General features: G+C 72.3%; 17 protein-coding genes. 11 read left to right on the top strand and 6 right to left on the bottom strand.

Annotation, left to right across the window (positions count from 1 at the left end; genetic code table 11):
- Positions 1-239: 239 nt before the first annotated feature.
- The 4 genes from rpsB to frr all read left to right on the top strand — a co-directional run bounded on the left by rpsB (position 240) and on the right by frr (position 3,711).
- Complete coding sequence (rpsB, locus tag GA0070564_RS00485) at positions 240-1,166, top strand: 30S ribosomal protein S2 (protein WP_091601065.1); 927 nt, start codon at positions 240-242, stop codon at positions 1,164-1,166.
- Between the two features lie 136 nt (positions 1,167-1,302).
- Complete coding sequence (tsf, locus tag GA0070564_RS00480; protein ID WP_091601064.1) at positions 1,303-2,130, top strand: translation elongation factor Ts; 828 nt, start codon at positions 1,303-1,305, stop codon at positions 2,128-2,130.
- A 165-nt stretch (positions 2,131-2,295) separates the two neighbouring features.
- Positions 2,296-3,063: a UMP kinase gene (gene pyrH, locus GA0070564_RS00475; RefSeq protein ID WP_091601062.1), complete on the top strand. Its 768-nt coding sequence runs from the start codon at positions 2,296-2,298 to the stop codon at positions 3,061-3,063.
- A 90-nt stretch (positions 3,064-3,153) separates the two neighbouring features.
- Positions 3,154-3,711 carry a ribosome recycling factor gene (frr, locus tag GA0070564_RS00470; RefSeq protein ID WP_088970282.1) on the top strand — a complete coding sequence of 186 codons (558 nt, stop codon included), beginning with the start codon at positions 3,154-3,156 and terminating at the stop codon, positions 3,709-3,711.
- A gap of 61 nt (positions 3,712-3,772) precedes the next feature.
- Here frr and GA0070564_RS00465 read toward each other — a convergent pair whose 3' ends face one another.
- Positions 3,773-4,216 carry a hypothetical protein gene (locus tag GA0070564_RS00465; RefSeq protein ID WP_091601060.1) on the bottom strand — a complete coding sequence of 148 codons (444 nt, stop codon included), beginning with the start codon at positions 4,214-4,216 and terminating at the stop codon, positions 3,773-3,775.
- Between the two features lie 324 nt (positions 4,217-4,540).
- Here GA0070564_RS00465 and GA0070564_RS00460 point away from each other — a divergent pair, with 324 nt between their 5' ends.
- The 3 genes from GA0070564_RS00460 (at position 4,541) to GA0070564_RS00450 (ending at position 8,428) form a co-directional block, all read left to right on the top strand.
- A complete protein-coding gene (locus GA0070564_RS00460; RefSeq protein WP_091601058.1) occupies positions 4,541-5,950 on the top strand; it encodes a phosphatidate cytidylyltransferase in 1,410 nt (469 codons plus the stop codon).
- A gap of 104 nt (positions 5,951-6,054) precedes the next feature.
- Entirely contained in the window at positions 6,055-7,203 is a 1,149-nt protein-coding gene (rlmN, locus tag GA0070564_RS00455) for a dual-specificity RNA methyltransferase RlmN (protein WP_091601056.1), read from the top strand.
- Positions 7,204-7,234: 31 nt separating this feature from the next.
- On the top strand, positions 7,235-8,428 hold the full coding sequence (locus tag GA0070564_RS00450) for a DivIVA domain-containing protein (protein WP_091601054.1): 1,194 nt from the start codon (positions 7,235-7,237) through the stop codon (positions 8,426-8,428).
- 67 nt (positions 8,429-8,495) lie between these two features.
- Here GA0070564_RS00450 and GA0070564_RS00445 read toward each other — a convergent pair whose 3' ends face one another.
- On the bottom strand, positions 8,496-8,717 hold the full coding sequence (locus GA0070564_RS00445; RefSeq protein ID WP_088970287.1) for a DUF2631 domain-containing protein: 222 nt from the start codon (positions 8,715-8,717) through the stop codon (positions 8,496-8,498).
- 91 nt (positions 8,718-8,808) lie between these two features.
- On the opposite strand from GA0070564_RS00445, the gene GA0070564_RS00440 reads away from it, so the two are divergent.
- From GA0070564_RS00440 to GA0070564_RS00430, 3 genes are all read left to right on the top strand, one after another.
- Positions 8,809-9,042, top strand: coding sequence for a hypothetical protein (locus tag GA0070564_RS00440; protein WP_091601052.1), 234 nt, complete (start codon positions 8,809-8,811; stop codon positions 9,040-9,042).
- 127 nt (positions 9,043-9,169) lie between these two features.
- Positions 9,170-10,750 (top strand): Rieske 2Fe-2S domain-containing protein, encoded by a 1,581-nt coding sequence (locus tag GA0070564_RS00435; protein ID WP_091601050.1) that lies wholly within the window; start codon positions 9,170-9,172, stop codon positions 10,748-10,750.
- 110 nt (positions 10,751-10,860) lie between these two features.
- Positions 10,861-11,478, top strand: a complete 618-nt coding sequence (locus GA0070564_RS00430) for a TMEM175 family protein (protein ID WP_091604291.1) — start codon at positions 10,861-10,863, stop codon at positions 11,476-11,478.
- 45 nt (positions 11,479-11,523) lie between these two features.
- On the opposite strand, the gene GA0070564_RS00425 is transcribed toward GA0070564_RS00430, so the two are convergent.
- Both GA0070564_RS00425 and GA0070564_RS00420 read right to left on the bottom strand, forming a co-directional pair.
- Positions 11,524-13,125: a phytoene desaturase family protein gene (locus GA0070564_RS00425; protein WP_091601048.1), complete on the bottom strand. Its 1,602-nt coding sequence runs from the start codon at positions 13,123-13,125 to the stop codon at positions 11,524-11,526.
- A 28-nt stretch (positions 13,126-13,153) separates the two neighbouring features.
- Positions 13,154-13,996, bottom strand: a complete 843-nt coding sequence (locus GA0070564_RS00420; protein ID WP_091601046.1) for a YhjD/YihY/BrkB family envelope integrity protein — start codon at positions 13,994-13,996, stop codon at positions 13,154-13,156.
- 51 nt (positions 13,997-14,047) lie between these two features.
- On the opposite strand from GA0070564_RS00420, the gene GA0070564_RS00415 reads away from it, so the two are divergent.
- Positions 14,048-14,599: a GNAT family N-acetyltransferase gene (locus GA0070564_RS00415; protein WP_091601044.1), complete on the top strand. Its 552-nt coding sequence runs from the start codon at positions 14,048-14,050 to the stop codon at positions 14,597-14,599.
- A 75-nt stretch (positions 14,600-14,674) separates the two neighbouring features.
- Here the strand turns inward: GA0070564_RS00415 and GA0070564_RS29585 are convergent, their stop codons facing one another.
- Both GA0070564_RS29585 and GA0070564_RS00405 read right to left on the bottom strand, forming a co-directional pair.
- On the bottom strand, positions 14,675-16,189 hold the full coding sequence (locus GA0070564_RS29585) for a discoidin domain-containing protein (protein WP_091601042.1): 1,515 nt from the start codon (positions 16,187-16,189) through the stop codon (positions 14,675-14,677).
- Positions 16,190-16,414: 225 nt separating this feature from the next.
- Positions 16,415-19,516: a DNRLRE domain-containing protein gene (locus GA0070564_RS00405; protein WP_091601040.1), complete on the bottom strand. Its 3,102-nt coding sequence runs from the start codon at positions 19,514-19,516 to the stop codon at positions 16,415-16,417.
- Positions 19,517-19,614 lie beyond the last annotated feature (98 nt).

Raw genomic sequence — 19,614 nt, 5'->3', positions numbered from 1 at the left:
GGAAGCGGTCACGCGGGGGTCCCGCGTACCCGCGGGGTGGGCAGCGGAGCAGGGGCGTACACTGGTCGACTGGCGACCGCCTCGCGCGGTCGACCTCGCGCGCCCTCCCCACGGTTGATCGTGGGGCGGCGGCCTCCCTGGTCCCGATCTTGGTCGGGCCCACCATGGCCGGCGACCGGGCGCCAGGACGCCCGGCCGCCGGCCGGGCGTGGACAACCAGGGATCACAAGGAGTACCCCATGGCCGTCGTGACCATGCGTCAGCTGCTGGAGAGCGGTGTCCACTTCGGGCACCAGACCCGGCGCTGGAACCCGAAGATGAAGCGCTTCATCTTCACCGAGCGCAACGGCATCTACATCATCGACCTGCGCCAGACCCTCGACTACATCGAGAAGGCGTACGCGTTCGTGCGCACCACGGTGGCCGAGGGCGGTTCGATCCTCTTCGTCGGCACCAAGAAGCAGGCCCAGGAGGCCATCGCCGAGCAGGCGACCCGGGTCGGCCAGCCGTACGTCAACCACCGCTGGCTCGGCGGCATGCTGACCAACTTCCAGACGGTGTACAAGCGCCTTCAGCGGATGAAGGAGCTGGAGGCCCTGGGTGACCTGACCGGCACCGCCGCGGGTTACACCAAGAAGGAGACCCTCCAGCTGTTCCGGGAGAAGACCAAGCTGACCAAGACCCTCGGTGGTCTGCGGGACATGCAGAAGCTCCCGGCCGCGGTGTGGATCGTCGACACCAAGAAGGAGCACATCGCCGTCGACGAGGCCCGCAAGCTGGGCATCCCGGTGATCGCGGTGCTCGACACCAACTGCGACCCGGACGAGGTCGACTTCCCGATCCCGGGCAACGACGACGCGATCCGCTCGGCCGAGCTGCTGACCAAGGTCGTGGCCGCCGCCGTGGCCGACGGTCTGATCGCCCGTTCCGGCCGCCGCCGCGGTGGGGACGAGAAGCCGGAGGCCGGTGTCGGCACCGGCGAGCCGCTGGCCGAGTGGGAGCGCGAGCTGCTCGAGGAGCCGAAGAAGGCCGACGAGCAGCAGCCGGCCGCCGCCGCCCCGGCCGAGCAGCAGCCGGCCGCCGCCGCCCCGGCCGCCCCGGCCGCCGCGGCCCCGGCCGAGCAGCAGCCGGCCGCCGCAGCCCCCGCCGCCGCCCCCGCGGAGTGATCCCGCCGCCGTTCCTCCGCCGCCCGTCGCGGACGGCGGAGGAACGGCGGACCCGCCGGGCAGATCCGGCCCGGATCCGGGTAACCGGCACCCAGACCATCCACCGCAGTTCCGACACGACACCGAAGAGAGAGTCATGTCCAACTTCACCGCCGCGGACGTCAAGAAGCTCCGCGACCTGACCGGCGCCGGCATGATGGACTCCAAGAAGGCGCTGACCGAGGCCGAGGGCGACTTCGACAAGGCCATCGAGATCCTGCGCGTCAAGGGCGCCAAGGACGTCGGCAAGCGGGCCGGCCGTACCGCCGCCAACGGCCTGGTCGCGCACTCCGGCAAGGCGCTGCTCGAGCTCAACTGCGAGACCGACTTCGTCGCCAAGAACGACGCCTTCGTCGCCCTGGCGCAGCAGCTGGTGGAGCACGGCGAGCGCAGCGGCGTGACCTCCGCCGAGGAGCTGCTGGCCAGCACCCTCGACGGCAAGACCGTCGCCGACCTGATCCAGGAGCAGTCCGCCAAGATCGGCGAGAAGCTGGTGCTCAACCGCTTCGGCAAGCTGGACGGCACCACCGCGGTCTACCTGCACCGCAAGAGCCAGGACCTGCCGCCGGCCGTCGGCGTGCTGGTCGAGTACGCCGGCAAGGCCGACGAGGCCGGCGACGCCGACGCCCGTGGCGTGGCCATGCAGATCGCCGCGATGCGCCCGAAGTACCTCACCCGGGACGAGGTTCCGGCCGAGGTCGTCGAGTCCGAGCGGCGGATCGCCGAGCAGACCGCCCGCGAGGAGAACAAGCCCGCGGCGGCGCTGCCGAAGATCGTCGAGGGTCGGGTCAACTCCTTCTTCAAGGACTTCGTCCTGCTGGAGCAGGCGTCGGTCGCCGACAACAAGAAGACCGTGAAGCAGCTGCTGGCCGACGCCGGCATCGAGGTGACCCGCTTCCTGCGCTTCGAGGTCGGCCAGGCCTGAGCCGACCCGGCCGGGCGCGCATGCCGCGCCCGCCGGCAGGGAAACGTGGACGAGGAGGCCGCCGGTGTACGTGACAGGCACCGCGGCCTCCTCGTCACATAGGGTCAGCAGCGGCAGTTTCGCAGTACGCGGCGCACGTGAGGCGCGCGAGGGAAGGGCGGGCGGATGACGCAGGTTGTGAGTGACCGGAGCCTGGCAGCGGACGATCCCACGGCGCCACCGCCGGGGCGGGCCCGTCGGGTGGTGCTGAAGCTCTCCGGTGAGGTCTTCGGCGGCGGCGCGATCGGCGTCGACCCGGACGTCGTCCAGGCCATCGCCCGGCAGATCGCCACCGTGGTGCGCCGCGGCGTGCAGGTCTCCGTGGTCGTCGGCGGGGGCAACTTCTTCCGCGGCGCGGAGCTCCAGAAGCGCGGGATGGACCGGGCCCGGGCCGACTACATGGGCATGCTGGGCACCGTGATGAACTGCCTCGCCCTCCAGGACTTCCTGGAGAAGGAGGGCATCGAGACCCGGGTGCAGAGCGCGATCACCATGGCGCAGGTCGCCGAGCCGTACATCCCGCTGCGGGCGATCCGGCACCTGGAGAAGGGCCGCGTGGTCATCTTCGGCGCCGGCGCCGGCATGCCGTACTTCTCCACCGACACGGTGGCCGCCCAGCGCGCGCTGGAGATCCACGCCGATGTGGTGCTGATGAGCAAGAACGGGGTGGACGGGGTCTACTCCGCCGACCCCCGGATCGACTCCTCCGCGAGCAAGTTCGACTCGATCACCTTCTCCGAGGTGCTGCGCCGCAACCTGCGGGTCGCCGACGCCGCCGCCTTCAGCCTCTGCATGGAGAACGGCCTGCCGATGCTGGTCTTCGGCGCGCAGGGCGACGACACGATCATCCGCGCCGTGGGTGGCGACAAGATCGGCACCTTGATCACCGCCTGAGCCGGCCGGCGGGGTTGCCCGCCGACGACCGCAGCGGTCCTCCGACACGACAGCAGAGCCCAACGAGCACAGAAGGAGGCGAGGAGACCGGTGATCGACGACACCCTCCTCGAGGCCGAGGAGAAGATGGAGCGTGCGGTCGAGCACGCCAAGGAGGAGTTCGGCGCCATCCGCACCGGTCGCGCCAACGCCGCCATGTTCTCCAAGGTCATCATCGACTACTACGGCACGCCGACCCCGCTGCCGCAGATGGCCTCCATCGCGGTCCCGGAGCCGCGCATGGTGATCATCAAGCCGTACGACAACTCGCAGATCAACGCCATGGAGAAGGCGATCCGCGACTCCGACCTCGGCGCGAACCCGAACAACGAGGGCAACCAGCTGCGCCTGCTCCTCCCGCAGATGACCGAGGAGCGCCGCCGCGAGATGATCAAGGTGGCCCGGCACAAGGGTGAGGAGGCCAAGGTGGCCATCCGCAACATCCGCCGCAAGGGCAAGGAAGAGCTGGACCGGATCGTCAAGGACGGCGAGGCCGGCGAGGACGAGGGTCGCCGCGCCGAGAAGGAACTCGACGACCTGACCCAGAAGTACGTCGCCCACGTCGACGAGCTGGTCAAGCACAAGGAGTCCGAGCTGCTCGAGGTCTGAGCCGTTCGGCACGACGTCGCCGGAGAGGCCCGCCCCCGCTCGGGGCGGGCCTCTCCCGTGCTCAGCCCGGAATCCGGACGGTGGCGGTGGCCTCGGCCAGCACCGACCCGTCGGTGTTGCTGTGCAGCTGGAACCAGACCCGCGCCCGGCCCGGGTGCAGGACCGGGTCGGCCCGGTAGAACGCCATCGCCGCGACGCCGGTGCCGCCGTCGCAGATCACCTCACCGGCCCCGCGCGCGGTGGTGGCCCATTCGGTGGGCAGCCCGTCCTGCTCCAGCGTCGCCGACAGCCAGTAGCTGCCGTCCGGGCAGTTCCGCACCGCGCCTCGGACGGAGGTGGCCGGGTACGTCGGCCCGCCGCCGTCGAAGCTCGGGTCGTACGGGTACAGCGCGCCGGCCCGGTGCGCGATCCGGATGGTGGTGTCCGGTCCGGCGGCGACCGCCGGCGAGCCCACCCCCAGCACGGCGGCGACCACCGCCAGCGGGACCAGCTTCGTTCTCCCCATGTCCGCTCCCTTCCGCCGCCGGCCGGCGTGCCGGCGTTCCCGGTCAGCCGACCACCGGTGGTGCCGGAGGACATCCACCGTTCGGCCGGCCGGTCCGTCGGGTAGCGGACCGACGCGGGTTGCGGCCCGGCCGGGGCCCATCGTCCGCCGTGTCCGGGTGGCGGGTGCAGTAGGCTCGGCACGATTCCCGGCCATCCACCAAGTGAACGGCGGGGATCGGCCGGCCGTCGGGCCGGTCAACCGGACGGAACAGTCGCGCCAGTAGGGGATGGTCTTGGTCTTGCGTCATGCGGTGGAACTCGTACCGAGCCTCTTCGGTGCGTGATGTCCCACCTCGACCCCTACGGCGCCGCGGAGCGCGGCTGGGACCGGCCGGAGCAGCCGGCGGGCCTGCCCTGGCCCGAGCGGGACATCGAGCCCGGCCCGGCCACCAGGCGTCCGGCCGCCGGCCCTGAGCTGTACGCCGAGCCGCAAGCCCGTCCCGACCGGTACGCCGAGCCGCCGTACGAGCGTCGCGGCAGCCGCTACGACGACCGTCCCGCAGGCGGGTCCGGGCGGCCGGGGGAGTCTTCCCGGTCCGGCCCCGACCAGCCCTGGCCGGGCCACCACCCGGAGCCGCCCTACCGCGACGAGCCGCCCTACCGCGACGAGCCCGGCGAGCGGGCCGGACACGGCGGGGTGCCGTGGCCCGACGAGCAGCGTCCCGGGCGGCAGCCGGACGAGGAGTACCCGACCGCCCGGTTCGCCCCGGTCCCCGGCGAGCCCTCGATGCCGGGTGAGCCGCCGGTCTCCGGTGCGTCGCCGGCCCCCGACGATCCGGTGGCCGCGGGCCCGGAGCCGGAGCAGCCGTCCGGCCGGCGGCAACGCGGCCGGCGGCGGGCCAGCGCGGACCGCCCGGCGACGCAGCAGGCCGTGCCGAGCCGGGCCGGCCGCAACCTGCCGGCGGCCATCGGGGTGGGGTTGGGCCTGGGCGCGGCGATCGTGGTGCCGCTCTTCCTCTACCCGCCCGCCTTCCTGGCCGTGGTCGTCGCGGCCGTCGCCGTGGGCACCTGGGAGATGGCCCGGGCGGTACGCCGCAGCGGCGCCCACCCGCCGCTGGTGCCGCTGATCGCCGGTGGCGTGCTGACCGTGGGGCTGGCCTGGTGGGCCGGCCCGGACGCACTGAGCCTCGGGCTGCTGGTCACCGTGCTGGGCACGATGATCTGGCGGTTGGGTGACGGCCCGGCCGGCTTCCAGCGGGACCTGACCGCGGCCACCCTGATCGCCGTGTACGTGCCCTTCCTGGCCGGTTTCGCCGCGATGCTGGCGGCGGCCCCGGGCGACGGCCCGTGGCGGGTGCTGGTGACCCTGGTGGCGGTGGTGCTCTCCGACACCGGCGGGTACGCGGCCGGCGTCACGTTCGGTAAGCACCCGATGGCGCCGTCGATCAGCCCGAAGAAGTCCTGGGAGGGCTTCGCCGGCTCGGTGACGGCGGCGGCGGTGGGCAGTGCGGTGCTGATCTGGCAGCTCTTCGACGTGGCCCCCTGGTGGGGTGCGGTCTTCGGGGTGGCGGTCTCCGGCGCGGCGGTGCTCGGTGACCTCGCCGAGTCGATGATCAAGCGGGACCTGGGCGTGAAGGACATGAGCAACCTGCTGCCCGGGCACGGTGGCCTGATGGACCGCCTGGACTCGGTCCTGTTCGCCGTGCCGACGGCGTACCTGCTGCTGGCGGTCTTCGTGCCGGTGGTGGGCTGAGGGATGAATCACGCCGGTGGGCCCGGGTCATTCGTCTGGTGGGAGCCGATTGGGCACCTCCGGAGGGGTGCGTTCCGGCGGCGGCGTGACAGACTGGATCCGTCATGACGAGCCTGCCACTGATCCCCGTAGACCCTGACGCCCCCGGGCGCCGGCCCAAGATGCCTCCCCGCCACCTCGCCGACCTGGACCTGTCCGGCCGGCAGGAGTTGGTCACCGAGCTGGGGGAGCCTGGCTTCCGGGCCAAGCAGGTCTCCAACCACTACTTCGGCCGGCTGGTCCGCGACCCCGCCGAGATGACCGACCTGCCGGCGGCCACCCGGGAGCGGCTCGCCGAGTCGCTGCTGCCCCGGCTGCTCACCCCGGTCCGCGAGCTGGCCTGCGACGACGGGGCGACCCGCAAGGCGCTCTGGCGGCTGCACGACGGCTCGCTGGTGGAGAGCGTGCTGATGGGTTACCCCGACCGGGTCACCGTCTGCATCTCCAGCCAGGCCGGCTGCGGCATGGCCTGCCCGTTCTGCGCCACCGGCCAGGCCGGGCTGACCCGCAACCTCTCCACCGCCGAGATCGTCGACCAGGCGGTCTATCTGGCCGGGGTGGCCGCCTCCGGGGCGGTGGCCGGCTCACCCCCGCGCCTGTCGCACGTGGTGTTCATGGGCATGGGTGAGCCGTTGGCCAACTACGCCCGGGTGGTGGCTGCCATCCGTCGGCTGGTCTCCCCGGCGCCGGAGGGGCTGGGCCTGTCCCAGCGGCACATCACCGTTTCCACGGTGGGCCTGGTGCCGGCCATCCGCCGACTGGCCAGCGAAGACCTCTCGGTGACCCTTGCGCTGTCGTTGCACGCGCCCGATGATGATCTGCGCGACGAACTGGTGCCGGTCAACCAGCGCTGGAAGGTGTCCGAGGTGCTGGACGCGGCCTGGGACTACGCGGCCCGCACCGGGCGTCGTGTGTCGATCGAGTACGCGATGATCAAGGACGTCAACGACCAGCCGTGGCGGGCCGACCTGTTGGGTCGGCTGCTGGCCGGCAAGCTGACCCACGTTAACCTCATCCCGCTCAATCCGACCCCGGGCAGCCGTTGGGACGCCAGCCCGAAGCCGGTCGAGCGGGAGTTCGTCCGGCGGTTGCGCGCCGCCGGTGTCTCGACGACCGTGCGGGACACCCGGGGGCGCGAGATCGACGGCGCGTGTGGGCAGCTGGCTGCCGCCCAGGACCAGGACACCGACGTGTCGCGCGAGGCCATGGCGTGACCGGGCGTAGCGAACGAGACCAGGAGACATAGTGGCGAGTCAGGGTCAGCGTTTCCGGCGTAAGGCGCTCCGCCGGGGATACAAGGTCGACGAGGTGGACGCCTTCCTGGATCGGGTGGAGGCGACTCTCGCCGGCCAGCCGGTCGGTGCCCCCGTCGCCTCCCAGGAGGTCCACGACGTCGTCTTCCGGGTCCGCTTCAACGGCTACGACGAGTGGCAGGTCGACCTGCACCTGGACCGCGTGGAGCGGCAGCTGGCCGAGCTGGAGGAGCGCGGTGGCCCCGCCGGCCGCGGCGGTGACCCACGCAAGATGGACCGGCTCGGTCCGCCGATGCGCGACGACCGGGGCCTGTCGCCCGTGCCGCAGCCGATGCCGCCGCGCGCCATGCCGGCCCAGGCCGGCCCCCCGGTGGACCGCTACGGCCGGTACGACGAGCCGACCGGCGCCTTCGCCGGCGGGTACGACGCTCCCCGCGGCGGTTACGACGGCCCGCGCGGCCCCGGCCCGATGGGTCCGGGTCCCCAGGTGGGGCACGGCGGTCCGCCGCCGCACCGTGGCCTGCCGCCGGGCCCCGGTGGGTTCGGCCAGGACGAGCAGTCGCACCGTGGCCTGCCGCCGGGCCCTGGCGGGTTCGGCCAGGACGAGCAGTCGCACCGTGGCCTGCCGCCGGGCCCTGGCGGGTTCGGCCAGGACGAGCAGTCGCACCGTGGCCTGCCGCCGGGCCCTGGCGGGTTCGGCCAGGACGAGCAGCGTTTCGACGGCTTCGAGGCCGGCCGGCACGGCCGGACGGACATGACCGCCGAGATCCGGATGAACGACCGGGAGCTGCGCGACATGCGCGGTCGCGGGCCGGCCGGCCCGCCGTCGCTGCCGCAGCAGGCCGGTGGCCCGCCGCCGATGGCCGCCCCCCAGCTCGGTGGCCCGCCGATGGGTGGCCCGCCGATGGTGGGGCCGCCGATGGCCGGCCCGCCCGGCAGCGACCTCTACCGGGTGGACCAGATCCGGCGCCGTTTCCAGGTGCGCCGGTTCGGCAGCGGGTACGACCCGGACCAGGTCGACCGCTTCTTCGAGAGCCTGCTCGGGGGCATGCAGGGGCGCAACCCGATGCCGGTGAACCCGAAGGACCTGGACACGCTCCGCTTCGGGCTGGTGCCGGGCGGCTACTTCGAGGCCGAGGTCGACGCGGCGCTCAAGGACGTGCAGGACATCCTCTTCGGCCGCTGACCCGTACGACGTGACGAGGGCCCACCCCCGGGCGGGGGTGGGCCCTCGTGCGTCTGGGTGCGACGGGTCAGGAACGCAGGCCGTTGCGGCGCAGCACCGCGTCGCCGATGACGATGGCCAGCAGGACCACGGCGATCCCGATCAGCCAGAGGTCCTCGACCTTGCCCTCGTGGTTGCCGCACAGCATCGCCAGCAGCACCAGCGCGGAGAGCACCGCGCCGATCCGGCCGGCCTTCCGGTGCCCGGGCTTGTGCTGATCTGGCGCGGTTACCGGCTCGCTTCCTGCCACTGTCGGTCCTTCCCTCGCGATCGGATCTCCGGTTAGTCTGGCACGCCCCCCGCCGGCCCTGGCGCAGGGTCCGACCTGAGGGGGAGACAGGATGACCGCCGCGGCCGACCGGGAGCTGCTGAAGACCGCGTACGAGGCGTGGGAGGCATCTGACTGGGCGCTCGCCGCGGAGTCGTTGGAAGCGCTGCTGCGCCGGCACCCGGACCGGCCCGGCGCGCAGGCGGTGCACGTCGCGGCGCCGCCCGCCGAGGTGGCCGCGCTGATGGACGCCTGGGTCGCCGAGGCGCCGTCGGGCAGGAGCTGGACCGGCCCGGTCCCGGCCTGACCTCGCGGGTCCTTGGACCCCTCTTCGGGCGGGCACACCGGCACTACCGGCGTCGCGGGGCGGTGGCCAGACTGCCTCCGGTAGCGTCTTGACGTACACCTTGATTGTCGTTTTGAGGGGGACTGCGGTGCGAGTGACCGGTACGGGACATGCCAGCATGCGGATCGACACGGCCGCGGGCAGCATCCTGTGCGACCCGTGGGTCAATCCCGCCTACTTCGCCTCCTGGTTCCCCTTCCCGGACAACTCCCTGCTCGACTGGGAGGCGCTGGGCCAGGTCGACTACCTGTACGTGTCGCACCTGCACCGGGACCACTTCGACGCGAAGCACCTGCGTGACTTCGTCTCCAAGGACGCCACCGTCCTGCTCCCCGAGTTCCCTACCTCGGAGATGGAGGACGAGCTGCGGGAGCTGGGCTTCACGAAGTTCCTGAAGGCGCCGAACGAGCAGGTCGTGGAGCTGCCCGGCGGGCTGAAGATCATGATCCAGGCGCTGACCAGCCCGACCGACGGCCCGATCGGCGACTCCTCGCTCTGGGTGGAGTACGACGGCGTCCGGCTGCTCAACCAGAACGACGCCCGCCCGACCGACCTGACGGTCTTCGCCGAGCTGGGCCACGTGCACGCGCACCTGCTCCAGTTCTCCGGCGCGATCTGGTATCCGATGGTCTACGAGCTGCCGCAGTCGGCGAAGACCGCGTTCGGCAAGCAGAAGCGGGATCGGCAGTTCGACCGGACCTGGCGCTACATCGACGACCTGAAGGCCGACCACGTCTTCCCGATCGCCGGCCCGCCGTGCTTCCTCGACGACGAGCTGTGGCAGTTCAACGACATCTTCGGCGACGAGGGGAACATCTTCCCCGACCAGTCGGTGTTCCTGTCCGAGTACGCGAAGGTCGGCGGCACCAACGGCATCGTGCTGCTGCCCGGCAGCGTCGCCGAGGTGACCACCTCCGGCGCGACCACCACCCACCCGCAGCCGGTGGAGGAGTTCTTCGCCAACAAGAAGGCCCACCTGGAGGAGATGCGGGAGCGCAAGCGCCCGATCATCGAGGCGGAGAAGGCGTCCTGGCGGCACCCCGAGGTGGACGTGCTGGACGGGATGAAGCGCCGGATCGAGCCGCTGCTCGACGAGTCGATCTACCTGGCCAAGGGGGTCGGCGGCCCGGTCCGCTTCGACCTGGTGGGGTACGACGGAGAGTCCGTCGAGTCGATCGTGGTGGACTTCCCGGGCAAGGAGGTCCGGCCGTACGCGGACGAGAAGGTCCGCTACCGGTTCCGCACCGAGCGGGCGCTGATCGAGCACCTGCTGCACATCGAGGAGGTGGACTGGGTCAACTCGCTCTTCCTCTCCTGCCGCTTCTCGGCGGCCCGGATCGGGCAGTACAACGAGTTCGTCTACGCCTTCTTCAAGTGCCTTTCGGAGGAGCGCCTCCAGTACGCCGAGGGCTGGTACGACGAGCACGAGCGGGCCGTCGACGCCGAGGACATCACGCTAAACGGCTGGGTGGTGCAGCGCCGGTGCCCGCACCTGAAGGCCGATCTGAGCCGCTTCGGCATCGTCGACGGCGACCAGCTCACCTGCCAGCTGCACGGCTGGAAGTTCGACCTGCCCAGCGGCCGCTGCCTGACCAGTGTCGGGCACAAGGTCCGGGCGCACCGGGTCGACGCGGAAACCCCGGCCCCGGCCGGGGAGGCGCTGAGCTGAGTTTCCCCCCGCACGCCGCCCCCGTCGGGTGACCATGAGGTCGGAAGGGGGGCGGCGTGACGGATCCCGAGGCGGGGGAGCGGCGGTACCGCTACGGGCGCCGCCGGGAGATGTCCCGGGACACCTCCCGGGTGGAGACGTTCAGCGACGGGGTCTTCGCGGTCGTGCTGACCGTGATGGCCGTCGAGCTGCTCCAGAACGGGCCGGCCCGGGCGGGCGGCCGGGAGTTGCCGCAGACCCTCGCGGACGCCTGGCCGTCCTACCTGGCGTACGTGATCACCTTCGGGATCGCCGGCCAGATCTGGCTCGGCCACCACAACATGTGGCGGTACGTGGTCCGGGTCGACCAGCTGCTGCTGGTCTTCAACCTGCTCGTGCTCCTCTTCGTGGCCACCATCCCGTTCACCGCCGACCTGCTCTCGGACAACCTGCGCGGCACTGCCCGGGACCAGCAACTGACCGCCGCCCTCTACCTGGCCACCGTGCTGGGCGAGTCGCTCTTCTTCAACCTGAGCTGGTGGTGGGCGCGGCGGTGCGGGCTGCTCGACCCGGGCCTGGATCCGCAGCTGGCCGCGGCGATCTCCCGACGGCTGCTGGTCCGTCCGGTGCTCTACCTGACCGCGTTCGCCTTCGTCTTCGTCGACCCGATCCTCAGCCTGGTGCTCTACCTGCTGCTGGTCGGCCTCTCCCTGATCCGCCGCCCCGGCGACCTGCCCGGCGGGTGTTAAGAAGGGGCCCCTGCTCTACCGAATGCGTTAACAGGGGGCCCCTCCTTACCTGCCGAGGTCGGCGAGGATGCGGCGGGCGGCGTTGTGGCCGGCGGCGCCGATCACGCTGCCGGCGGGGTGACAGCCGGCGCTGCCCGCGTACACGCCGTCGACGCCGGTGGCGTAGGGCATCCGGTCGGTGAACGAGACGGTGTTGTCGACGTGGTGGATGTGCCCGCCGGTGATGCCGAAGTGCGCCTCGATCCCGGGCGGGGGCAGCGGCACCGCGTCGGCGATCAGGTCCGCGGTGCCGGGGGCGTACCGCTCGCAGATGGCGATCAGCTTCTCCACGTAGCCGGGGAGCGCGGCCTCCCAGGTCGTGCCGGCCAGCTCGTAGGGCACGGACTGGACGAAGAGCGCCGACGAGTGGTGCCCGGCGTCGTCGGACAGCGACGGGTCGACGGTGGTGTGCAGGTACCACTCGATGGTCGGCTCCTCGGGCAGCCGGCCGGCCTGCACGTCGGCCCACATGGCGCGCAGCGCCGCCATCGGCGACTCGCCGCCGCCGTCCACCAGCGAGGCCGAGCCGGGCAGCAGGTGGATGGTGGAGCCGAACGGGCTGGGCGCCTCCGCCGGCAGGCAGGAGAAGCGGGGCAGCCCGGTCAGCGCCAGGTTGAGCTTGAGGGTGGTGCCGGTACGGCGGACCGCCGCCATCCGCTCGCCGAGCGGCGCCGGGAGCGCGCCGTCGGGCAGCAGCCCCATCAGCCGGTACGGGTCGCAGGCCCCGAGCACCACGCCGGCGGCCACCTGCCGGCCGTCGGCGAGCACCACCCCGGAGGCGGCCCCGCCGTCCAGCGTGATCGCGGTGACCGGCACGCCGGTCAGGATGCGGGCCCCGGCGGCCCGGGCGGCCTCGGCGAAGGTACGCGAGACGGTGCCCATGCCGCCCCGGGCGATCATCCAGGTGCCGTCCGCGCCGGGGAGGCGACACATGTTGTGCACGAGGAAGTTGTGGCCGGTTCCGGGGTCGTCGGGGCCGGCGTTGAGGCCGGAGAGGCCGTCGGTGACCGCGTACATGCTGACCAGCAGTTCGGAGCGGAAGTCGAAGCGGGCCAGGTGGTCGGCGACGGAGCCGCGGACCAGGTCGACGAAGACCTGGCGCAGCGCGGGGCGGACGTACCGTTGCGCGGTTTCCTCGACCGGCAGCGGCTCGGCCAGCCAGGCGGGCGCCAGGTCCGCGCGGAGCTGGGCCAGCTCGGCCTGGAGCGCGTCGTCGGCGGCCACGTCGGCGGGGGAGAACATCTCGGTGAGCTGCCGCCGGGTGGCCGCGGTGTCGCGGCCGTTGAGCAGGTACGGCGCGCCGGGCCCGCCCGGGGTGGGCAGGAAGTAGTGCGGGTCGCGGCGCAGCACCGGGATCTCCACGTCGAGGGTGGCGAGCAGCTCCGGCGGCATCAGCCCGAGCAGGTACGACCCGGTGGAGTGCCGCAGCCCGGGGACCCTCGGGAACGGGTTCTCGGTGCGGGTGGCCCCGCCGATCACCTCGGCGGCCTCCAGCACCAGCACGTCGAGACCGGCCCGGGCCAGCAGGATCGCCGACACCAGCCCGTTGTGCCCGGACCCGACGATCACCACGTCCGCGCGACCCGGCAGCTCACCAACATCACTCATACCCGCGCACCCTAGTGCGGCGGGCCGCTCACCGGGAGGGGGTCGCGCGCTGGGCGCGCCAGCGGGACAGCGCCAGGGTGGCGGAGTAGCCGGCCAGGACGATCACGTGGAACAGGTAGAGCCAGAGCAGCACCGCCACCCCCGCGCCGATCTCGTCGAAGCCGCCGAACGGCACGCCGAGGTCCAGCGGGAGGGAGCAGAACAGCACGAAACCGTGCAGAAAGCCGGAAAGGTTCGCCGCGGTGAACGAGCCGAGCGCCAGCGTCGACAGCCAGTCCGGCGAGGCGGGCCCGACCACCCGGAACACCCACATCAGCACCGGGGTGAGCACCAACCACACCGCCAGGAATGACAGCACGATGCCGAGGGCGGCCACCCAGCCGCCCTGCCGGACCAGCCGGGTGGTCACCGGCAGCGCGATCAGGATCGACAGCAGCAGGGCGGGGGCCGGCGCGAGCAGGGGGAGCAGCAGCAGCCGGCCGCGCCAGCCGACCAGCGCCCCGGACTCGCTGCGCGGCTCGGCCACCGACACGAACGCCCGGCGCAGGCCCTCGCCGTAGAGCGACGCAGGCAGCAGCGACGCCAGCGCCAGCAGCGGGGTCAACCCCAGACCGGCCTCGACCAGCGCGGCCACCGCCCGGTTGGCGCCGATGTCGGTGGGCAGGGTGTCGATGGCGTACGACGTGAGCCGGCGGACGTGGTCGTCGCCGGCGATCAGCCCGGTCATCCAGATGGCGAGCAGCGCGACCGGCACCACGGCGATCGCCCCGTAGAAGGTGATCGCGGCGGCGTGCAGCGACAGGTCCCGGCCGCGTACCGGCCGGAACGCCGCGCTGGTGATCCGCTTCGCCCGCTGCCACCCTGCTCCCATCGTGATCTCCTTCCCCCTCCGGGAGCCGGGTACGCATTACGATCCCGCGACATGACCGTCCTCACCACCGAACGACTGCTCGTCCGGAACTGGACCGACTCCCCGCCGGACCTGGCGCGGCTGCACGAGATCTACTCCCGCCCGGAGGTGGCGCGGTTCCTGACCGTGCCGTGGCTGCCGCTGACCGGCCCGGAGCAGGCCGCCGCCCTGCTGGCCCGGTGGCGGGCCCGGCACGCCGACCACGGCGACCGGTACGGCACCTGGGCGGTCGAGCGGCGGGACGGCGGCGGGGTGGTCGGCACGCTGCTGCTCAAGCCGCTGCCCAGCCGGGACGAGGAGGTGCTGACCGACGACATCGAGGTGGGCTGGCACCTGCACCCGGACGCCTGGGGGCACGGCTACGCCACCGAGGCGGCCCGCCCGGCGATCGAGCGGGAGCTGGCCCTGGGCACCCCGCAGGTGTTCGCGGTGGTGTCGCCGCGCAACTCCGCGTCGATGGCGGTGGCCCGCCGGTTGGGCATGACCCACCTGGGCCGGCGCACCGACTGGTACGGCGGCGAGGAACTGGAGACCTTCGTCCGGAGCGCGGCTCCGCCCGTCTGACCGGCTCAGCGCGTGGACGGCCCGTCCGGCCCCGCTCGATCGGCGGCGGGAGCGGACGGGCCGGTCGCGGTCGGGCTATGGGACGTAGGGCGGTTGGCTGTAGGCGTACGTCAACGCGTCCAGGCCGGCCGACCTGGGGTTGAGCGTGCCCCAGTCACCGTCGCTGTTGAAGTAGTTGGTCATCCGGATCCGCGGCAGCTGTGCCACGGCGGCAGGCACCTGCCGGATCCACTCGGCCTGGGTCGGCGAGGTGAACGTGTAGTTGGTGCCGTACTCGGCGATGATCACCTGCTTGTCGGCCGCCTCGGTGGGCAGCTTGGGCAGCCAGCCGTAGGTGCGGCTGAACACCTGGTACGGCGTCCGCGACGGTGCCGCGTGGTTGTAGGGGTTCCACTGGAGGTAGTCCACCCCGTCCACCCCGCCGACGTACGAGCGCAGGAAGCTCGCCTCGTCCCAGCCGCCCATGCCGGCGGTGAAGGTGGCCCGGGGGACCCGGGTGCTGTGCTGCCGGAAGTACCGGATCAGGTACTGCATGGCGGGGACGGCCATCGCGTCGGCCTGGGCCCAGGTGTAGCCGACCCCGTTCTGGGTGATGCCGTTCTGGTGGGTGGTGTCCCGCTCCGAGGTGAACTGGATGTTGACCGGGCCCGCGGGAAGCGCGTCGAGCTGGCTGACGGCGTTGCACAGCAGGCCGTCGAGGGCGCCCGAGGTGACCTGGTCGTAGCCGTAGTACTTCACGGTGGAGCCGGTGAACCCGGCGGTCATGTTGCCCGTCGGGATGCTGTAGGTCCGCCCGCCGCAGGTGATCGAGCTGCCCGGTGGACCGCCGTACTGCTTGAGTTCGATGACGAAGTTGGGCTCGACGCCGTGATCCGTCATCAACGAGGTGATCCACTGCGCGTTCCAGCCGGGAAAGACGTTACGGTCGTACAGGCTGCGGTACGTGGTGAGCGATCCCAGGTTCATTCCCCGGCCGACCGTGTCCGCGGTGATGTCGCCGTTGCCCGGGTTGTAGAAGCCGCCCCGGACGGGTTGCGGGACGCCGTACACCTGGAACTCCCACAGCGAGTAGCCCCAGTTCTGGGTGCAACCGGTGCATCCGCGGGCGGTGCCGTACATCCGGACGTACCGGGCGCTGGCGGAGAGCCCGGTGATGTCGTCGACCCCGCCGTCCCCGGTGCTCGTCGACCAGATCGAGGTCCAGGCCGTCCCGTCAAGGCTGGTCTCGATCCGGTAGGTGGTGGCGTGCGCCCGTTCCCAGTCGAGCTGTACCCGACCCACCCGGACGGTCCGGCCCAGGTCGACCTGGATCCACTGCGGGTCGACGAGGGACACGCTCGCCCAGCGGGTGGTGGTGTTGCCGTCCGTCACGTTGCTGGCCGCGTACCCGCTCAGCGTGCTGCTCGCGGCGACGGGCCGTCCGGCGGAGACGAGCGGGTCGGCCGCCTGCGCCGGGCCCGCCACCGCGACGGCCGACCCGGTCGCGCCGAGCAGCGCGAGCAGTAGTGCGGCAACCCGTGCCGACCGGCGCCGCGCTGTTGGTCGTCGCCTGGGCGGTCCCGTCTGGACACTTCCCCCGTGGATGGTCATGCTGCTCCCTCTGTCGTCGGGGTGGACTGGTTCGACATCCGCGATCGCCCCGAGCCATCGCGGCACGTCAATCCTGCGGGAGAACCGTCCATTCCACTGTCACGAACTCGTAACGCCGCCCGATATCCATTTCGGACCGTCGGCCGCCGTGCGGCCGGCGCCGGGCGCGACGACGACGGGCCCGCACCGGAGGAGGTGCGGGCCCGTCGCCGTGTCGCGGGGCGGTCAGCCGAACGACTTGACCGAGTTCCAGTTGTCGCCCAGGACGACCTTCACCGGCGCGTTGGTGTTGGTGGTCGACGGGTGGTAGATCCGCATCGCCCCGTCCGACGCCAGCCGGGCCCAGATGTCGGGCACCCGGTCACCGTTGACGTCGGGGATGCCGATGGCCGCGTTGACGTTCGCCTCGGTCCAGCCGGTGCCGTAGGAGATGTCACCGCTGCGGGAGGCGGCGGCCGACTTGAGCGAGTCGAGGCTGACGCTGCCCGCCACCGACCCCGGCTTGCCGTGCCGGATGTAGAAGGTGCCGGCGTCCAGGTTGCGCCAGAGCATGTCCGGCGTGCCGTCGAGGTCGACGTCGGCCACGTTGACGATCTCCCGGCGGGCCCAGGCGGTGCCCTCCATCAGGGTGGCCTCCTGGAAGCTGCCGCCGGTGTAGCCGCTGAGCACCCAGAACGCGGTGCCGGCCCGCAGGATCACGTCGGGTTGCTTGTCGCCGGTGATGTCGCCGATCGCCTTGAGCTGGATCCAGGTCGCCGGGTCCGGGGCGTTCGCCGGCAGGATGACCCGCAGCCGCTTGTCGACGTTGAAGCTGCCGTACCCGTCGCCCGGGTAGAGCCAGAAGCCGCCGTCAGGGGTGCGGGCGAACAGGTCGGTGGAGCCGTCACCCGGGTACGCGTCGGCGAACTTGGCGATCAGGGCCGCCTTGCCGGTGGCGGGGTCGAACCAGTGGCCAGGCGGGTTCAGCGTGCCCTTGTCGTCGTACGAGGCGGTCTGCCACGCGTACAGCTCGCCGTCGACGTCGCCGGCGTAGTTGCGCAGCTTGCCGGTGGAGTCGATCAGGAGCAGGTCGACGATGCCGTCGCCGCCGGTGTCACCCGGGGCGTCCGCGGTGTCGCGCGGCGGCACGTAGAAGTAGTAGTCGGTGCGGGCGCTGCGGTTGCCGACCGCGTCGTAGGCGTACACGTGCAGGGTGGTGGGGCCGGCGTGCCGCGGCTTCAGGTCGGGCACGGTGGCCGCTCCCGAGGTGGCGTTGACGTACGTGGTGCCGATGCCCTCGAAGGCGTAGCTGAACTTGGCCGCGCCGGCGGCGGTGAAGGAGATCGCACCGGTGCCGCCGAACTTCACCGTGGCCCAGGTCGCGCCGTCCGGCGTGGCCTCCTTCCAGACCGCGCTGGTGACGTCGGGCGCGGGCGGCGCGGAGGCGTCGATGGTGAAGCGGCACGGCTCGGTGCCCGGCGGGAAGTACGACGACGTGGCGCCGGAGGTGTCCTCGGAGCGGACGTCCCAGGAGTAGGTCGTCTTGTCGACCAGGCTGGTCGTGGGGATCGTCAGGCTGCCCTTGCCGCTGGTCAGGCTGGTCACCAGCGTGCCGGCCGGCACCGTGCCGCCGGTCGGCCACCAGCGGAAGCGCAGGCCCTTGAGGTTGCCGTCGGCGTCGGTGGCGCTGGCCGACAGGACGATGTTGGTCTTGGCGATGGTGACGCCGTTGCCGGGGCCCGGGGTGCAGGCGCCACCGGGGGAGGTGGTGCCGCCGGTGGGCTCGTTGGGCGGCCGGTTGTAGACGACCGACAGCGCCGCGGTGCTGGCCTGGAACTTGCGCCAGGTGTACTTGTCGCCCTCACTGCTGGCGCGCATGCCGAGGGTGAGGGTGGACCAGCCGCCGTCGGCCGCCTGCTGGGCGGCGTTCAGGACGTTGAAGCTCTCGTAGTCGTCGGCGCAGCTGCTGGAGTAGCCGTGGGCGAAGGAGAGCTTCTGCTGCAACGTCGTCCAGGCGGGCTGCTTGTTCCAGGTGGTGCCGGTGGAGATCGCGCCGGTCAGCCAGAGCTGCATCTCCCGGGCCGTGCAGGACCAGGAGTAGTTGTTGAGGATCTTGAAGCTGGCCGAGCTGATCGTGGCGCCCCTGAGGCTGCTGCTGTAGCCCATCCGCCAGAAGGCGCGGGAGGTGCCACCGGTGTCGGACTCGTAGCCGACCCGGGCGTCGCTGGTGCCGCCGTTGAAGCTGGTGCCGTTCCAGTAGTTGCTGTTCGGGTAGGGCTTGTAGGCGAACGTCCAGCCCGTGTTGCCACTGTTCAGCGTCGGGTCCAGGAAGAGCGGGAAGGTCACGTCGCCGCGGGTGAGCAGCCCGGTCGCGGCGGCGTCCAGGTGCAGCAGCACGTCACCGGTGCCGTCCCGGTCCAGGCGGGTGGGCAGCGGCGCCTGGTGGGCGCCGGGCTCGATACCGCTGAGGCCGGAGAGCTTCAGCACCTCGGCGGGGGAGCCGACGGCGGTGCGCGGCGCGGTGCCGGGCTCGGCGTCGACGTCCCGGCCGGCGGAGTCCCAGGCGAACGGGGTGGGGATCGAGCTGACCTCCCGGCCGGCCCGGTCCAGGGCCCGGACGCCGCCGGTGAGGTCGTCGTGCCGGAACACCAGCGTCCTGGAGCGCAGCCCGTAGCTGAGGGTGCGGACCGCCTGGAGGGTCTGGGCCGAGCGGTTCTTGACGATCAGCAGCTGCGCGAAGCCGCCCTCCTCGCGGGCGACGACCAGCAGGTCCACCCCGGAGCGGACCTCCGGGTAGAGGGCGCGCGGCCCGTCGAGCACCGGCTCCGGCAGGGCGCCGGGCCAGGTGTACGCGATGGTGTGGCCGGCCACGTCCGCCTCGGCGAGCACGGTTCCGGCGTTGCCCGGCGTCGCGGCGGAGCCGCCGGAGAAGCGGACCGGGGCGGGGACGTTGACCGGGCGTACGTCGAGGCCGCCGGCGCTCTTCCCGCCCCGGACGAGGCTGTTGTCGATGTCCTTCCACTGCCCGGCGGCGTCCCTGGCCCGCTGCGGGGCGGCGTGGAACTCGGAGCGCAGCTTTCCGTCGGGGAGCGCCCAGGTGCGGGAGGTGGCGGTGGTCGCCGTGTCCACGAGGACTTCCTTGCCGGTACGGCGGGCGTCGGCCATGGCGATCACCTCGCTCCGCGGCCCGACGGGCGCCGGCGCGGCGGCGGCGGTTTCGGTCGCCTCGTCGGTCCCGAGCCAGAGCGGCAGCGGGGCGGCGACGAGGGTGGCCAGCGATAGGCCCAGGGTGAGGGTCAGCCTGGTGCGCGTACGCACGAAGGGGCTGAACAGGCGAGGCGCAGTCACGGCGGTCCACTCCCGTTGGGGGCCAGGTGGATGGGAAGGCACATCAGACGGCCCCGGTCGGCTGGCCGAGGGGCAGAACGCGGGCACACGATCGCACG

This window comes from Micromonospora mirobrigensis (assembly GCF_900091555.1).
Classification (GTDB): domain Bacteria; phylum Actinomycetota; class Actinomycetes; order Mycobacteriales; family Micromonosporaceae; genus Micromonospora; species Micromonospora mirobrigensis.
This window is presented reverse-complemented; position numbering and strand designations above follow the sequence as displayed.

Excerpts from the sequence above, each read along its gene's own strand:
- GA0070564_RS29585 (WP_091601042.1), bottom strand. The coding sequence starts at position 16,189 with ATGACCATCCACGGGGGAAGTGTCCAGACGGGACCGCCCAGGCGACGA.
- pyrH (WP_091601062.1), top strand. The coding sequence starts at position 2,296 with ATGACGCAGGTTGTGAGTGACCGGAGCCTGGCAGCGGACGATCCCACG.
- rpsB (WP_091601065.1), top strand. The coding sequence starts at position 240 with ATGGCCGTCGTGACCATGCGTCAGCTGCTGGAGAGCGGTGTCCACTTC.
- GA0070564_RS00415 (WP_091601044.1), top strand. The coding sequence starts at position 14,048 with ATGACCGTCCTCACCACCGAACGACTGCTCGTCCGGAACTGGACCGAC.
- GA0070564_RS00425 (WP_091601048.1), bottom strand. The coding sequence starts at position 13,125 with ATGAGTGATGTTGGTGAGCTGCCGGGTCGCGCGGACGTGGTGATCGTC.
- GA0070564_RS00430 (WP_091604291.1), top strand. The coding sequence starts at position 10,861 with ATGTCCCGGGACACCTCCCGGGTGGAGACGTTCAGCGACGGGGTCTTC.
- GA0070564_RS00440 (WP_091601052.1), top strand. The coding sequence starts at position 8,809 with ATGACCGCCGCGGCCGACCGGGAGCTGCTGAAGACCGCGTACGAGGCG.
- GA0070564_RS00420 (WP_091601046.1), bottom strand. The coding sequence starts at position 13,996 with ATGGGAGCAGGGTGGCAGCGGGCGAAGCGGATCACCAGCGCGGCGTTC.
- GA0070564_RS00465 (WP_091601060.1), bottom strand. The coding sequence starts at position 4,216 with ATGGGGAGAACGAAGCTGGTCCCGCTGGCGGTGGTCGCCGCCGTGCTG.
- rlmN (WP_091601056.1), top strand. The coding sequence starts at position 6,055 with ATGACGAGCCTGCCACTGATCCCCGTAGACCCTGACGCCCCCGGGCGC.
- GA0070564_RS00460 (WP_091601058.1), top strand. The coding sequence starts at position 4,541 with ATGTCCCACCTCGACCCCTACGGCGCCGCGGAGCGCGGCTGGGACCGG.
- tsf (WP_091601064.1), top strand. The coding sequence starts at position 1,303 with ATGTCCAACTTCACCGCCGCGGACGTCAAGAAGCTCCGCGACCTGACC.